The following is a 14,755-nucleotide window of genomic DNA, read 5'->3' on the forward strand; positions in this document are numbered from 1 at the left end:
AGCTCAACCCCACGATGCCAGCCAATCCATCCGGCTCCCGATGTCCCTTCCACGCATCGCCGGAAGAGTTGATATGGACGGGACCAAGCCCGCAATGAATCGAAGGAATACGATGTTTCTTGCCATCCGCGACATTCGCTTCGCCAAGGGCCGTTTTGCGCTCATGGCCAGCGTCGTCGCCCTGATCACCTTGTTGCTCGTCATGCTTTCCGGGCTTACGGCGGGCTTGGGCAACCAGTCGACGTCGGCCATTGGGGCCTTGCCCGTTCAGCAGATCGTCTTCGGCGCACCTACCGGCGGGGAGCCAAAGGCGTCCTTCACAGAATCGGAAGTTTCCTCCGCGCAGCTGGAGACGTGGAGGGACCAGCCCGGCGTTACTTCGGCGCAGGCACTCGGAATCAGCCAAAGCCGTGTGCTGTCGCTAGGGGAAGGTGGCGCACCGAGCGGTACTGCGAACACCGCCGTCTTTGGTGGGGCAGGGGCTCCGGCAGCTGTGGAGGACGGGACGGTGGTGATTGGCGAAACTCTGGCAAAGGAGCTCTCGCTGGAGGCCGGCGGCCGGGTCCGTGTGGGCCGGACAGACCTTACCGTGGCCGAGGTTGTGGAGGACCAGTGGTACTCCCACACCGGAGTGGTCTGGACGACGCTCGACACGTGGCGGACCATCGCCCACGCGGCCCCCGGGACAGCGACTGTTATCACCGCAACTTACGACGCCGGATCTTCCGTGGACCTCAACGCCGCCAACGCCGCGGCTGGCACCGTCAGCTCGGATCCCGTGGGCTCCTTCCAAGCTTTGGCCTCCTACAAGAGTGAAAACGGGTCACTCATGCTCATGCAGGCATTCCTCTACGGGATCTCAGCCTTGGTGATCGTCGCCTTCTTGACCGTATGGACCGTGCAACGCACACGAGACATAGCCGTACTCAAAGCGATGGGAGCTTCATCCGGCTACGTGCTGCGGGATGCCCTTGCCCAGGCCGCCCTGGTCCTGCTGATCGGCGCCGGTGTGGGCGGACTGATTGGCGTGGCAGGCGGATTCTTCGCGGCTCAAGCGGCACCCTTCCTGATCACGCCTGTGACCACGCTGGTTCCCATCGCAGGGATCGTCCTCCTCGGTTTGGCAGGGGCTGTCCTGGCCGTCAGAAATGTCACCAAGGTCGATCCACTGCTGGCCCTCGGCGGCAACTAATACATTCCCAGAAAGGCATGCATCATGACTCCGGCACTGACCCTGAACAACGTCTCCCTCGAATACCCTGACGGCAGTTCCACTCTCAAGGCATTGGACGCCGTCAACCTCAGCATCCGCAGGGGTGAATTCCTCTCCCTCGTGGGTCCTTCCGGATCCGGAAAATCCTCCTTGCTGGCCGTCGCCGCGACTCTCGTCAAACCTACGGCGGGGCTAATCATCATCGACGGACAGGATGTGTCGGCCCTTTCGGAGGCTGAACGCACAGCCCTTCGCCGGGACAAGGTGGGCATCATCTTCCAGCAGGCCAACTTGCTGCCCTCACTGACCGCCGTCGAGCAGTTGCTGATCCGCGAACATCTGCGGGGAAAGCCCGTGCGCGACGAACGCGAGATGGCGGCGGAACTACTGAACGTCGTCGGGCTGTCCGGGGTGGCACACAAGAGGCCACACCAGCTGTCCGGAGGCCAACGTCAAAGGGTGAACATTGCGAGGGCCCTCATGGGAAGCCCAACGGTTCTTCTCGTCGATGAACCAACGGCCGCGCTGGACCACGAACGCAGCGAGTCGATCGTCCGGCTACTCCGGCAGGTCACGGATGAATTCCAGACAGCCACCGTCATGGTCACTCACGACACAGAGTTCCTGCCTCTCACTGACGCCGTGACCACGATGCGTGATGGACGAATCAGCCGTGCGCTGGTCCCGTCCGCGCAGCCCAACTAGGTAACAGCACCTGTCGGTTTGAGCGCTCAATGGGACATTTGCTGTTACCTAGTTGGGGGAGCCGAGGAGGGCTTCGTCTTGCGCTTCGTCGTAGGCGTCACGGGCTTCGAGAATGCTGGGCACATGATTCTCCGCCCAGTGGCGCAACATGGTGAGCGGCTGCAACAGGGACTCGCCTAAACCTGTCAGCTCATACTCCACCCGTGGCGGTACCTGCGCGTAGACGGTACGGGTAATCAGGCCGTCGCGTTCCAGGGCGCGCAGGGTTTGCGTCAGGACCTTGGGAGTAACTACGTTCACCATTTTGCGCAGTTCCGAAAAGCGGACCGGCCCGTCACCGAGCACTTGAATCACCAACGAAGCCCATTTATCGCCGATGCGTTGGAAGACCACCCGCGAAGGACAGTTGGGGTCGAGGATATTTGCCGGGAGGTCGTTAGTATCCAAAAGGTAACTCAGTTCCTTTGAAGCTATCAGTATCCTCTGGATACCGTTGGGGTTATTGGCAAGGATACCAACCTCAAGGAGAGCTATGAAAATCGCAGTCTACGGCGCAACCGGTATGGTCGGCAGCCAGATCGTCAACGAATCCATCACCCGCGGCCATGAGGTCACAGCCATCTCCCGCAAGGGTGCAGAGGTTCCCGGTGCCGCTGCCCAGGCAGCTGATCTGGCTGACGCCCAGGCCTTCGTCTCCATCGCCAAGGATCACGACGTCGTTGTGCTGGCTACGGGCCCCAGCCGCACCGGCGGCGACCACGGCGAGTGGCTCGACGCGATGGCTTCCGCCTACAGCAATGCCGAGGGAACCCGCCTCATGATCGTCGGCGGTGCCGGCACCTTGGAGATCGACGGCGTCCGCCTGCTCGATTCCCCCGACTTCCCCGAGGCCTACAAGGCAGAGGCCACCACCGCAGCCAAGGCCTTCGAAGCCGTGAAGCAGACCCCGGAGACCATCGACTGGACCGTCTTGGCTCCCGCTCCCGTCATCCAGCCGGGTGAGCGCACCGGTGAATACACGGTTGCCAAGGATTCACCGGCCGGCAACAGCATCTCCACGCAGGACTACGCAGTAGCCATGCTGGACGAGATCGAGAGCCCGGCGCACCGCCGCGCCCGCTTCACCGCCGCCAACTAACGAGCCGCTACAGTCCGACGCCCAGCCCGGGTACTCGCATCTTGAATATGTCCTTCAGGGCATACCTTGCCGCGTGGTACCCGGGCATTCCCGTAACCCCCGGACCAGGCGGCGTTGACGAGGAACACAGATACACGCCCTCCATTGGCGTTCGCCAAGGCACGTTGGACACAACCGGCCGTTGCACCAGACCACGCAGGTCCAACAGTCCTGCACTGAAGTCACCACCAACATAGTTCTCGTTGTACGCGGACAGTTCCGCCGCCGTCGTGGTCTTTGACGCCACCACAACATCCCGGAAGCCTGGTGCGTACCGCTCGATGCGCGCTGTGACAGCTTCGGCCATGTCCACCTTGGAGTTGGCGGGGACGTGGCAATAAGACCATAAAACGTGGCGACCTTCCGGAGCCCGCGTCGAATCCACCACGGATGGCTGGGACACCAGGACATAGGGTTCCGTTGGATGTTTGCCCATGTCCACCAGGTTCTCGGACTCTGCCATTGCCCGCCGTGAACCGCCAACGTGGACAGTCCCTGCCTTCGCCAATGCGGAATCACGCCAAGGAACAGGGCCGGACAGGATGAAGTCCACCTTGCATGCTGCATTCCCGAAGCGGAATGCTTCAAGTGCTCGACGGTAACGGTCGGGAACTTCCGAGCCACCCAAGCGCGCCAGAGTTGGCGGGGCAACATCCAGCAGGATGGCCTTCGCCGGCCGGACCTGATCCAGCGAACCCACGCGTTCGCCCACATGGATGGTGCCGCCGTGAGCAGTAAGATCGTCAGCCATGGCACGGGCAATGGACATGGAGCCGCCAACAGGTATCACCCAACCGCCCGCGTGGGCCAGAGTGCTGAGCAACAGCCCGGCACCCGTTGAGCTAAGGGACGGCTGCGATCCAAGGGCATGCGACATCACACCCGTCAGCAGCGCAGGGGCGGCTTCTTCGCGGAATCGGCGCATCCAGATCGGGGTCCCCTGATCCAGGGTCGCCAGCCCAAACCTGACTGCCGCCAGAGGATCCTTTGGAATGCGCAGGAGTTGGTTGGACGTAAATTCCACAACCCCGTCCACCCGCTCCAGCAACGGCTGCATCAGGCGTCGGTAAGCGGGTCCATCGACACCCAGCTCCTGCACCGTCCGATCCAGGGATTGGTAGGCCAAGGCCGCACCGCCGATGTCCAACGGCGTACCATGCTGGACCTCCGGCACCCTCAGGTCCACGCGCTGCGACAGCTCGAAAGCGCGGAAAAAGGGCGACGCAACAGCCATGGGATGCACCGCGGAGCACACGTCGTAGAGGTAGCCGGGTTCAATCAACTCACTGGTCCGGGACCCACCACCGATCGCATCGGCTGCTTCGTAGAGACGGACACTCAGGCCCGCACGGGCCATAACCACTGCGGCGGCCAGGCCATTAGGACCGGCGCCGACGACGGCGACATCAACCATCGCTGTTTACCTCCGTACGCTGGGATGCTTTGGGGTCGATAGTCTCCACCGTAGCCCGAGGACGCCACGGCAACACTGACCGGGAGGGGCGGAAAGCGTCGAGCCTCAGCCAGTCCCGGGCGCCGTCAAATGGTCCACCATGGGGATCGTCCTCGCCATACGCGCGTAGTGGATCCTGGGCAGGGTCCCAAATATCGATGGCCACCCGCAGCATGAGATATGCCGTTACAACCATATGTAAGCCCACGGCCAGCACGTAGTAGGACATATCAATGTTGTGCTGGACGGATCCGCCACTGGTGGTTTGGCCCAGATACATCCAGACGGCGGCCCAGTGCAGCCCTTCTGCGGCTTGCCAGATGAGGAAATCGCGCCAGCGGGGCCGGGCCAGAGCGAGGAGCGGTATGAGCCAGATGACGAACTGGGGCGAGTAAACCTTGTTGGTCAGGATGAATGCGGCAACAATCAGGAACACCAGTTGGGCCAGACGGGGTCGCCGTGGAGCACATAAGGCCAAAGCACCGATAAGTACGAACGCCAGGACGAACAGGAACAGTGCCATGGAATTGATGGCTGCGCCGTCAATCTGCACCCAACGGACCCTGTCCGCCACGAGGTTGTACGCAAACCAAGGTGAGCTGTACCCGGCAGGGCGATCCTGGCTGAATTCAAAGAAGTATCGCCAGCCCGAAGGGTTCATCGCTGCGATGGGCAAGTTCACCGCCAGCCAGGATCCTGCGGCCGCACCAGCTGTGATGAAGAAGGCGCGCAGCTTGCCGGTTCGGAGGGCCAACAGCAACACGGCACCGAGTATGAGGGCCGGGTACAGCTTGGTGGCAGCTCCCAGACCGATGACCACTCCAGCCAGGATCAGCTTGTCCCTGGAGAACAAGTACATGCCCAGAGCCAGCAGCCCCACAGCCCACATGTCCCAGTTGATGAACCCGGCGAGGATGATCCCGGGTGCTACGGCCACCATGGCTGCGTCCCAAGGGCGGCGCCTGTTGATCCTGGCGGTCAGGAGGACGGTAACGATCCAAATCGCGACGATCAGTGTTGCGTTGACATCGAAGTAACCCAGGATGCGTTCGTTCCCCATGCCTTGGCCGGGCACTAGAAAAGCTGTCACGCCGGCGATGATGCCCATGAGCACTGGATACTCGAACAGGCTGCCTTGGGTGAAGAAGGGAAATATGCCCTCACCGAGGCCGCGGTTCCGGAAGAGCTCAGGGAAGTCGGAATAGCAGGTCGCGTAGAACTGGCCAGGAGTCTCCCAGCCACGGATGCGGCAGTAATCCTTTGCGATTACGGCGAGCAGTGCAGCCACAACGGTGAGGATTATCAGGACCCGTTCTACAGTGAACGGGCCGGGTTGAATGTTCCCTGGCGACGAATGCTTGCCCAAGGGTCCCCCCACGAGTTCCGTGAAGTTGCGAAGCAGGGAGTCGCTGCGGCTAGGAACCACAAAGCGGGCACGTTTTTGTAGCCGGTGAGGCTTCGTCTCCTGCATGCGATCGAGCTTACAGTCCTGCGAGGTGCACGGGGTCAGAGCTTCATGGGATTAAAAGGGGAGGAGCCCACGCGTAGCCGCGTGGGCTCCTTGAGGTTCAGCATGAATGTGTGGCATCTGAACTCCTTCTTGCTGGCTGAAGGGAATCAGCGGATGAGTCCCATCTGGTGCAGGACAACGTAGACGTCTTCACGGCGCTGGTCGAGCAGCTGGCCGTTGAACAAAGTGCGGTCCTTGGGAGCATCGGTGCTCTTGTAGAAACGCATGTCTTCGGGGCGTTTGCGCATGGTTCACCTCCTTTCGTCAAAGAAATACCGGCATTTAGGCGCGACAATTAAAGCCAAATGAATTCAAAAGAAATCAAGGGCCAAAAGGGCATAAATAGCCGAGGCTAATAAGGGGATTTGCGGACCGAATCGGGAAAGCCCGAATCGCCGTGCAATAGCGCGTGCTTCCAGCAGTCGACCCAACAAGAAGCTGGTTCCGAACTATGGGGAAACTGCGCACCCGCGGCATGCTGCGTGGGTCCGCGCCTACAACTGACTACTCAGCCACCCAAAGACAGGAAGGCCGTCAGGAACACCGCCGGCAAACAAGCCGGTCCGGTGGTTCAGGAGTGGGTCAGAGAGCAAAAATGGCGTCGATCATCAGCAGAGGCCGGGGTAGCAGTGACGGTCAACTTCCGTCCGCTAGTCAAAGTAATCATTTTTCCCAACCTCCTTTTCTGGCTGATAAGCAGCCTGCTGTGGCATTGTCCCGGCTGACTGAACCAGGGAATGCGCGCCTTGTTCCCGGCGGGTCGCTCTGGGAACAAGATATAAGCTACCTCATGAAGAAGGAGTTTGACCAGCGAAATTAGCTAATTCGCTAAAACTTTTTCTAAACTCTTGTTTTAGAGGCCCCAACGAACAATTGCGGGCGTCCGCTTATCCCAACCAAGGGTGCAGACTTTCGCCGTTCCCAGGATGAAGTGCCGGCCTTCGCGGGCATCCATTTCCAGCCAGCGGGCGGTGAGGATCCTGGAGAAATGACCGTGGGCCACTATCAGGACGTTGTCCATTCCGGATTCCAGGACGCGTCCAATGATCTTGTCGGCCCGTGCAGCAACTTCGTCCAGTGTTTCCCCGTTGGGCACGCCATCGGTCCAGATGAGGTAGTCGGGGTTGTCCTTGCGGATCAGGTCCGAGCTGATGCCTTCATAGTCGCCGTAGTTCCATTCGACGGCCAGCGGCTCATGGACAGCCTCCGGGTAGCCTGCAAGTTCTGCCGTGCGGCGTGCACGGCGAAGCGGTGAAGTCAGGACGAGGTCGAAGTCGATGCTTTCCAGGACCTTGCGGGCTTCAACAGCCTGCTGTTCACCCTCAACAGTGAGGGGAAGATCCGTCAGACCTGTGTACTGCCCGCTCTTGGACCATTCCGTCTCACCATGGCGAAGGATCCAGAGTTGCGGACGCGGGGAAGTCGCTGCGTTCATGAGGGCTCCTCAGTTTCGGTCAAAGGCTCGACGACGGCGGACTCGGGTTGCGCTTCCCACCAAGCCAAAAGTTTCTGCTCGGCTTCCTCGGGGGATAGTGGTCCGTGTTCCATCCGTTCTTCCAGAAGGAACTTGTAAGCCCGCCCCACTACCGGGCCGGGCTTGAGTCCCAGGAGCGCCATGATCTGCGCTCCATCAAGGTCAGGCCGGACGGCCGCCAGCGATTCCTGTTCCAGAAGCGCCGCAATGCGATGCTCAAGGTCATCGTAGGCGAAGGACAGACGGTCGGCCTTGCGCTGGTTACGCGTAGTGACGTCGGAGCGGGTAAGCCGGTGCAGGCGTTCCAGGAGAGGACCTGCATCGGTGACGTAGCGACGTACAGCGGAATCGCTCCAGCCGGCATCGCCGTAACCGTAGAAACGCATGTGCAGTTCGACCAGGCGGGACACAGCTTTGATCGACTCGTTGTCGAAACGCAACGCTTTCATCCGTTTGGCTGTCAGCTTGGAACCAACAACGTCATGGTGGCGGAAGCTCACCGCACCGCCCGGTTCAAAGCGGCGCGTAGCCGGCTTGCCGACGTCGTGCATCAACGCTGCGAACCGCAGCACAAAATCAGGGCCGGGCACGGGACCGTCAGGTCCTGTTTCCAATGCGGCAGCCTGCTCAAGGACCTGCAGCGAGTGCTGGTACACGTCTTTATGCCGGTGGTGTTCATCGGCTTCGAGGCGCAGGGCGGAAACCTCAGGGAGCACGAACTCAGCGAGCCCCGTGTCCACCAGGAGGTCTATGCCTACCCGCGGGTGCGCTCCGTTGATGAGCTTGACCAGCTCTTCCCGGACGCGCTCGGCGGAGATGATCTTGATGCGGTCGGCCATCTGCGACATGGCGAGCCGGACGTCGTCGTGAACCGAGACGCCTAGCTGGGAGGCGAATCGGGCCGCGCGCATCATGCGCAGCGGATCGTCGGAGAAAGAGGCCTCGGGGGCGCCTGGCGTGGCGAGCTCGGACGCGTGGAGATCGCGGACGCCGCCGAACGGATCTACGAGTTCCAGGCTTGGCAGCCGCAGCGCCATGGCGTTGATGGTGAAGTCGCGGCGCAGCAGGTCGTCGGTCAGGGAGTTGCCGAACGCTACCACCGGCTTTCGCGAATCGGGGTCGTAAGCCTCCGCGCGATACGTGGTGACTTCGATCTGGAAGCCATTCTTCTTCATACCGACGGTGCCGAAGGCGCGCCCGATTTCCCAGAAGTTATCCGCCCATTTCTTGATGACGGAGATGGTCTGGTCCGGCGTGGCGTCGGTGGTGAAGTCGAGGTCCGGGGATGTCCTCCCCAGGAAGAGATCGCGCACGGGTCCACCGACCAGGGACAACTCGAAGCCGGCATCGACAAAGCGCTGCCCGAGGTCGAGCACCACCGGATCGATGGTGAAGTTAACAGAAGAGCTGTCCAATACGTGCGCCATAGTTCCTTAAGCTTGGCAGATTTTTGCTCTGCAGTGGGCCACTGCTCCATGCGAAATCAGGCATGCGTCCGCGGAGCATCTCCTGCAGTCCATCTTGTGGCCATGTCCCGGTCATCACTCGAGGGCAAGAGTCGTTAGAGTGGACCTCATGGCCAACCCGATCCCGAGCGCTCCTGGCAGGAGGACAAACGCACCGTTGCCGTCGGCAATCGGTGCTCATGTCGCGCCCGCCCAGCAGCATCCGGTGCAGGCCTCGCTTCCCACTGTGGAGGAAGTGTCAGCCGGTGGCGTTGTAGTAGACACGTCCGACGGCGAACTCCGGGTTGCGATTATCGCCCGCCTTAATAGGGGTGGCCGGCTTGAGTGGTGCCTCCCGAAGGGCCATCCCGAAGGTCGCGAGAACAACGAGGAAGCTGCCGTACGTGAGATCGCCGAGGAAACCGGCATCGAAGGCAGCATCCTGGCGCCCCTCGGCAGCATCGACTACTGGTTCACCGTGAGCGGCCACCGCGTCCACAAGACCGTGCACCATTTTCTGCTCCGGGCCACGGGCGGCGAGCTGACCATCGAGAATGATCCGGACCAGGAGGCCGTTGACGCCGCATGGGTTCCCATCCAGGAACTGGCCCGGAAATTGTCCTTCCCGAATGAACGCCGCATCGCCGATTTGGCACGGGAAGTGCTGCCCGAACACCTCTGACCCGGGTACATGGGACGATAAAGGCGATGTCTGAAGCCAAAACAACCCAGTCCGTTCAATCCGGAGAAGCACGTTCCAGCGCCATCATGGCAGCAGGAACGCTGGTTTCCCGGTTCCTTGGCTTCGCCAAAACGTGGATGCTCGGTGCCGCCCTCGGCCTGGGCTCCACGATCAATGACACGTTCATTAACGCGAACAACCTGCCGAACCTGATCTTCCTGTTGGTCGCAGGCGGCGTTTTCAATGCCGTCTTGGTCCCTCAGATCATCAAGGCCAGCAAGGCCCCGGACCGCGGCGCGGACTACATCAGCCGCCTGCTGACACTCGCAGTCCTGGTGCTGCTGGCGCTGACGGCGCTGGTAACACTTGCGGCACCCCTGGTCATCGACCTCACCACCCAGGGCTACTCCGAGCAACAGAAGGCGTTGGCGGTCACCTTCGCTTTCTGGTGCCTGCCCCAAATCTTCTTCTACGGGCTCTACGCCCTCCTCACGCAGGTGCTGAACGCCCACGGAGCGTTCGGGCCCGCCATGTGGGCCCCCATCCTCAACAACCTGGTGGCCATCGCCGGCCTGGGGATGTTCATTTGGATCCTTGGCGAGAACATCCACAACCCCCACACTTTGGACAACTGGGGGCCTACCCAGACGTTCCTGATTGCCGGTTTCTCCACTTTCGGTGTGGTGGCGCAGACTGCCATCCTTCTGATTCCCGTCTTCCGCTTGCGCCTTGGCCTGCGTCCTCGCTTTGGCTGGCGCGGAGTTGGACTCGGCCAGGCAGCAAAGCTGAGTGTGTGGACGCTGGCGACTGCCGCCGTCGGGCAGTTGGCGTTCCTTTACGTCATGAGGATCGCCACGATTCCCGGTGCCGAGCGCCTCCGTTTGGACAACGCCGGGGACAGAGCCGCTGCGGCCGTCCTCCCAGGTAACGCCGTTCTGGAAGTCGCCAGCCAGCTGTACCTGCTGCCGCACTCGATCATCGCTTTGTCCTTGGCTACCGTCCTCTTCAACCGCATGACGCGCGCGTCCCAGGACGGCAACAAAGCAGAACTTCGCGACGCCCTGTCCCACGGTCTCCGCACCATGGCCGTCGCTACGGTTTTCGGTGCCCTGGCGCTGTTCGCGCTGGCCGGCCCCCTGGGCATGTTCTTCTCCGGCGGCGAGCCGCAAGACGGCGTCATGCTGGCCCAAACGCTCACCATCCTCGCCCTGAGCACGCCGTTCCTGAGTGCGAACTTCATGATGTCCCGTGTGTTCTACGCCAACGAGGATGCCCGTACGCCGCTGTATGTCCAGTTGTGGCTGGCCGTGATCTACGTGGTGGGCGCGTTCTTCATCCAGTTCCTCCCCGTCGGCCAGATCATCTACGCGATCGCCATCCTTTACACACTGGGCAACATCCTCTCTGTGGTGATCAGCGTGGTGTTCCTTCGCCGCTTGTTGGGTCACCTGGACGGTCCCCGCATTGCCAATTCGTACATTCGCATGGGTTACGCGGGCCTGGGATCTGCGGTAGCCGGCGCTGGGGCCTTGTGGCTTTTGGGCAGCTACCGCGCCGACGGCTTCGCGTGGAGCAGCCGACCGGCCGCCTTGGTGACCGTCGTCGTCGTCGGGCCCGTCATGCTGCTCGCCTACCTGGTCCTCCTGCGCGTCTTCCACGTCACCGAACTGCGCGACCTCCTGCGTCCGCTCATGGGCCGTCTGGGCCGAGGAGCACCCGCACCTGTCACCGGTGCAGCACCGGAACCCACGACGCCGGCACGCGCCACGGTCTCGGACGATACAGGTTTGATCCCGCGCATCTCCGGCGAGTTCGATGCTGCCTCCTTCAGGGCCGGGCCTGCGCTCGCTCCACAGCGGGCTGCCGAACCCGCCGCCGGAATCTCACCTGACGCACCCAAGAACTACTTGCCGGAGGAAGACACGCCCGGCACGGCTCGCGGCGGCAGGTTCCGTCCGCAGGTCCCCTTGCCGGGTCGGCGGACATACCAAGGCGACGCAGGACAGAATCCGTACTTCCCCACTAAGCGAAACCACAGGAAGTAAGCCGGTGGCGCCAACATGGGCGGCGGGCGCCAATCCGCTAGGCTAGAAACGAATATAGGTAGTTGCAAAAGCGGTTCAACCGGCTCGCCGGGGGAGCCATGTGCAGGACCGCAGCTGCCGGACAGCCTAGGAGGAACACGTGTCCCACCCGATCGACGTCGGATCAGTACTTGGCGGCCGCTACAAGGTCACGGCCAATGTATTGACCTCGCATGACCAAGATCAGGTGCTCGACGGCGTGGACCAAGTCCTCAACCGTCCCGTGAGCATCCTCGTTGCCGGTCCCGGAAATGCCGAGCAGGTTGCTCAGAGCGCCCGCGAAGTAGCCACTGGGGAGAGGCCGGGCCACGTTCAGATCCTGGACTTGGGCATCAGTGAAAACACCACGTACCTGATCACCAACCACAGCACCGCCCCCGATCTGTTGGACCTTGTGGTCGCCACCAACCCGCCGTACATCGAGCCTTTCTTCACCGAAACGCTCGGAAGCGAGATCTTCGGCCAGCCGCGAACCTATGAGCCTGAAACTTACGATGGCCTGTACGAGGATGACGAGCACGACGCCGAGTACATCCAGTACGACGAAAACGGCTACCCCATCCCGTCAGAGTCCAACGATGAGCCTGACTCGGTGCCTGCTGCCCCAGCACGCACCGCGCCGCACGTACCGCCTATGCCTTCGTCCAGCCCCTCTTCACCGAAGAGCGGTATCGCGGGGAAGCTGGCTGCGGCCGCTGCCGGCGCCGGAGCAGCGGGTGTTGCTGCCGCTGCAGCCCTGAAGCATGCGGGTTCCAAGAACAACGACGCCGGAGCTGCCGCTACTGGTTCTGCCGACGCTGGCGCTGCCTCTGCCGGCCCTGGTTCCAGGGGCGGAGCGTCGCCTGCTGTTGCCTCGCAGCCGCCCACCCAGGCTGTTTCATCGCAGCCCGTTTCGACTTCGCCCGTCTCGTCGCCGCCAACCAGCCACGGGCCGGCCAGCAGCGAGTCTGCTGCGGAGCCAAAGGTTTCCCTGTGGTCCGAAGAGGACTACGGCTTTAGCGGCTCAGGCGCCGCTGCAGCTGCTGGTGGTTCCGGTGTAGCAAGCCGGGGGACCGACTCCGGCTACGATCGCGCGCCAAGCAGCTTCCCGGCGTCGTCAGCTGTTACGGACGATTACGAGGACGAGGAAGTTTACGAAGACGAGGCTCCTGAGAAGGAACCGCGTTCCCTGCGCTGGCTGGTAGGCGGCCTTCTCGCAGCTGTCTTGGTGGTCGGACTCGTGCTTGCGGTGACCAATCTGGGTAGCCTCCTGCCCAGTGGTGCACCTGCCGCGACGCAAAGCACGCCTGCCCCTCAATCTTCCGCCGCGGAAACCGAGGAGCCCGCGCCTACAGAAGCTCCGGCCCCGGCCACACCACCGGAAATTGAAGGCATCACGCGCCTCGGCGACTTCCCCTTCGCCGCCACCTATGACAAGGACCTGGCCAGGGCCTTTGACGGTAACGCTGCCAGCTACTGGTCGGACATGGAATTCGCCTCTGCAAACTGGGGTGGGCTCTTCGAAGACATGCCCCTTGTGGTTAAGCTCAAGGAACCCACCGAGGTTAAGTCGGTAGTGCTCAACCAGTTGGGTGGCTCCGGCGGTAGCATCAGCGTCTACACCAACGATCGTCCTGCGATGGACGGCGCAAAACTCGTGGGCACCAACAGCTTCACGTCCCCGGAACTGACCATGCCGCTTGCAGCACCGGCGCAGACCCAGTACGTCATCGTAGTCATCAGCGCACTCCCGAAGCTGGCTGCACCGAAGACGCGATTCGGATTCGGACTGCGCCTGGCCGAGGTCACGGTCCAGTAGCCAAACCCAACTAGGTAGCAGTAGAGGCCGTTTTGACTCGTCAGAACGGCCTCTACTGCTACCTACATTGGCGTCACCGCTTAGATTCGGCATGCCTGCAGACGGTACCCTGAATGATGGTGGCTTTTAGGGTCCCCAACTCCAACGGAATATTTGGAAAGCAACAGGGGTTGAGTCAGGTGGCTGCCCCGAAAGCCGCAGCATCGACTAAGGAAGAGGTTCACGCCACGTGAGCATTGCAGAAAACAGCGCATCGCAGGTGCGTGACGTCATCATCGTAGGTTCAGGCCCTGCCGGCTACACCGCCGCCGTTTACACCGCCCGCGCCAACATGAAGCCTCTGCTCATTGCCGGTTCCGTCACTGCTGGTGGCGAACTGATGAACACCACGGACGTGGAAAACTACCCGGGTTTCCCGGAGGGCATCATGGGCCCGGACCTGATGGAGAACTTCGAAAAGCAGGCCGCTCGTTTCGGCACCGAGATCCAGTTCGAGGATGTCACCGAGCTGGACCTCGACGGCGACATCAAGACTGTGACCATCGGAACGGGGGAGACCTTCCAGGCGAAGGCCATCATCCTGTCCACAGGTTCGGCATACCGCGAGCTCGGCCTGGCCAATGAAAAGCGCCTGTCCGGCCACGGCGTTAGCTGGTGTGCAACCTGTGACGGTTTCTTCTTCAAGGATCAGGACATCGCAGTTATCGGTGGTGGCGACTCCGCCATGGAGGAAGCACTGTTCCTCACCAAGTTCGCGAAGTCCGTTACCGTTGTCCACCGCCGCGATACCCTCAAGGCTTCCAAGATCATGGGTGACCGTGCCCAGGCTCACGAGAAGATCAGCTTTGTCTGGAACACTGCTGTTGAAGATGTTCTCGGTGAAGACAAGGTCACGGGTCTGAAGCTGAAGAACCTGGTGGACGGTACTGAGTCCGAGCTCGCAGTCACCGGCGTGTTCGTGGCCATCGGCAACGATCCCCGCACTGATCTCATCAAGGGCAAGGTTGATCTGACCCCCGAGGGAACCATCGCCGTAGAAGGCCGTAGCTCCCGGACCAACATCAAGGGTGTCTTCGCCGCGGGCGATGTTATCGACCCCACGTACCGCCAGGCCATCACGGCTTCGGGCTCCGGTTGTGTGGCTGCCCTTGACGTAGAGCACTACCTCGCAGACCTGCACTCCTAGACTGCATCCAAGCAACCATACGAAGGGA

The 14,755-nt window shown here is 61.7% G+C and carries 13 protein-coding genes; 7 read left to right on the forward strand and 6 right to left on the reverse strand.

All coding sequences use genetic code 11. The annotated features are described in order from the left end of the window. The first annotated feature begins 112 nt into the window (after positions 1-112). The gene (locus KCX59_RS22030) at positions 113-1,192 is read left to right on the forward strand and encodes an ABC transporter permease (RefSeq protein ID WP_179018012.1); all 1,080 of its coding nucleotides are present in this window, start codon (positions 113-115) and stop codon (positions 1,190-1,192) included. A gap of 24 nt (positions 1,193-1,216) precedes the next feature. Further along, a complete protein-coding gene (locus tag KCX59_RS22035; RefSeq protein ID WP_179018013.1) occupies positions 1,217-1,918 on the forward strand; it encodes an ABC transporter ATP-binding protein in 702 nt (233 codons plus the stop codon). 48 nt (positions 1,919-1,966) lie between these two features. On the opposite strand, the gene KCX59_RS22040 is transcribed toward KCX59_RS22035, so the two are convergent. Further along, entirely contained in the window at positions 1,967-2,365 is a 399-nt protein-coding gene (locus tag KCX59_RS22040) for a winged helix-turn-helix transcriptional regulator (protein ID WP_179018014.1), read from the reverse strand. A gap of 85 nt (positions 2,366-2,450) precedes the next feature. On the opposite strand from KCX59_RS22040, the gene KCX59_RS22045 reads away from it, so the two are divergent. Further along, positions 2,451-3,056: an NAD(P)-dependent oxidoreductase gene (locus KCX59_RS22045; RefSeq protein ID WP_179018015.1), complete on the forward strand. Its 606-nt coding sequence runs from the start codon at positions 2,451-2,453 to the stop codon at positions 3,054-3,056. Between the two features lie 7 nt (positions 3,057-3,063). Here the strand turns inward: KCX59_RS22045 and KCX59_RS22050 are convergent, their stop codons facing one another. The 5 genes from KCX59_RS22050 to KCX59_RS22070 all read right to left on the reverse strand — a co-directional run bounded on the left by KCX59_RS22050 (position 3,064) and on the right by KCX59_RS22070 (position 8,959). Beyond that, complete coding sequence (locus tag KCX59_RS22050; protein ID WP_179018016.1) at positions 3,064-4,509, reverse strand: phytoene desaturase family protein; 1,446 nt, start codon at positions 4,507-4,509, stop codon at positions 3,064-3,066. Further along, entirely contained in the window at positions 4,502-6,019 is a 1,518-nt protein-coding gene (locus tag KCX59_RS22055; protein WP_179018017.1) for a glycosyltransferase family 87 protein, read from the reverse strand. The genes KCX59_RS22050 and KCX59_RS22055 overlap by 8 nt, the downstream gene beginning before the upstream one ends. Positions 6,020-6,165: 146 nt before the next feature. Beyond that, entirely contained in the window at positions 6,166-6,306 is a 141-nt protein-coding gene (locus tag KCX59_RS22060) for a hypothetical protein (protein WP_017197242.1), read from the reverse strand. 605 nt (positions 6,307-6,911) lie between these two features. Further along, entirely contained in the window at positions 6,912-7,493 is a 582-nt protein-coding gene (locus KCX59_RS22065; protein WP_091464242.1) for a histidine phosphatase family protein, read from the reverse strand. Continuing rightward, complete coding sequence (locus tag KCX59_RS22070) at positions 7,490-8,959, reverse strand: CCA tRNA nucleotidyltransferase (RefSeq protein WP_179018018.1); 1,470 nt, start codon at positions 8,957-8,959, stop codon at positions 7,490-7,492. The genes KCX59_RS22065 and KCX59_RS22070 overlap by 4 nt, the downstream gene beginning before the upstream one ends. Before the next feature lie 196 nt (positions 8,960-9,155). Between KCX59_RS22070 and KCX59_RS22075 the strand changes: the two genes are divergently transcribed. The 4 genes from KCX59_RS22075 (at position 9,156) to trxB (ending at position 14,727) form a co-directional block, all read left to right on the forward strand. After that, the gene (locus tag KCX59_RS22075; RefSeq protein ID WP_026005276.1) at positions 9,156-9,659 is read left to right on the forward strand and encodes an NUDIX hydrolase; all 504 of its coding nucleotides are present in this window, start codon (positions 9,156-9,158) and stop codon (positions 9,657-9,659) included. Positions 9,660-9,685: 26 nt separating this feature from the next. Then, positions 9,686-11,704: a murein biosynthesis integral membrane protein MurJ gene (gene murJ, locus KCX59_RS22080; protein ID WP_179018019.1), complete on the forward strand. Its 2,019-nt coding sequence runs from the start codon at positions 9,686-9,688 to the stop codon at positions 11,702-11,704. Positions 11,705-11,843: 139 nt separating this feature from the next. Then, positions 11,844-13,541, forward strand: a complete 1,698-nt coding sequence (locus KCX59_RS22085) for an ABC transporter substrate-binding protein (RefSeq protein ID WP_178994660.1) — start codon at positions 11,844-11,846, stop codon at positions 13,539-13,541. Between the two features lie 229 nt (positions 13,542-13,770). Next, positions 13,771-14,727, forward strand: a complete 957-nt coding sequence (gene trxB / locus KCX59_RS22090) for a thioredoxin-disulfide reductase (protein WP_178994662.1) — start codon at positions 13,771-13,773, stop codon at positions 14,725-14,727. The last annotated feature ends 28 nt before the right edge of the window (positions 14,728-14,755 follow it).

Origin of the sequence: Paenarthrobacter nitroguajacolicus, assembly GCF_051027655.1 — a bacterium.
Lineage (GTDB): Bacteria > Actinomycetota > Actinomycetes > Actinomycetales > Micrococcaceae > Arthrobacter > Arthrobacter nitroguajacolicus.

Bases quoted from the DNA above. Each gene is read 5' to 3' on its own strand.
- KCX59_RS22050 (WP_179018016.1), bottom strand. From the start codon at position 4,509: ATGGTTGATGTCGCCGTCGTCGGCGCCGGTCCTAATGGCCTGGCCGCC.
- KCX59_RS22035 (WP_179018013.1), top strand. From the start codon at position 1,217: ATGACTCCGGCACTGACCCTGAACAACGTCTCCCTCGAATACCCTGAC.
- KCX59_RS22065 (WP_091464242.1), bottom strand. From the start codon at position 7,493: ATGAACGCAGCGACTTCCCCGCGTCCGCAACTCTGGATCCTTCGCCAT.
- KCX59_RS22055 (WP_179018017.1), bottom strand. From the start codon at position 6,019: ATGCAGGAGACGAAGCCTCACCGGCTACAAAAACGTGCCCGCTTTGTG.
- KCX59_RS22060 (WP_017197242.1), bottom strand. From the start codon at position 6,306: ATGCGCAAACGCCCCGAAGACATGCGTTTCTACAAGAGCACCGATGCT.
- KCX59_RS22030 (WP_179018012.1), top strand. From the start codon at position 113: ATGTTTCTTGCCATCCGCGACATTCGCTTCGCCAAGGGCCGTTTTGCG.
- murJ (WP_179018019.1), top strand. From the start codon at position 9,686: ATGTCTGAAGCCAAAACAACCCAGTCCGTTCAATCCGGAGAAGCACGT.
- KCX59_RS22070 (WP_179018018.1), bottom strand. From the start codon at position 8,959: ATGGCGCACGTATTGGACAGCTCTTCTGTTAACTTCACCATCGATCCG.
- KCX59_RS22045 (WP_179018015.1), top strand. From the start codon at position 2,451: ATGAAAATCGCAGTCTACGGCGCAACCGGTATGGTCGGCAGCCAGATC.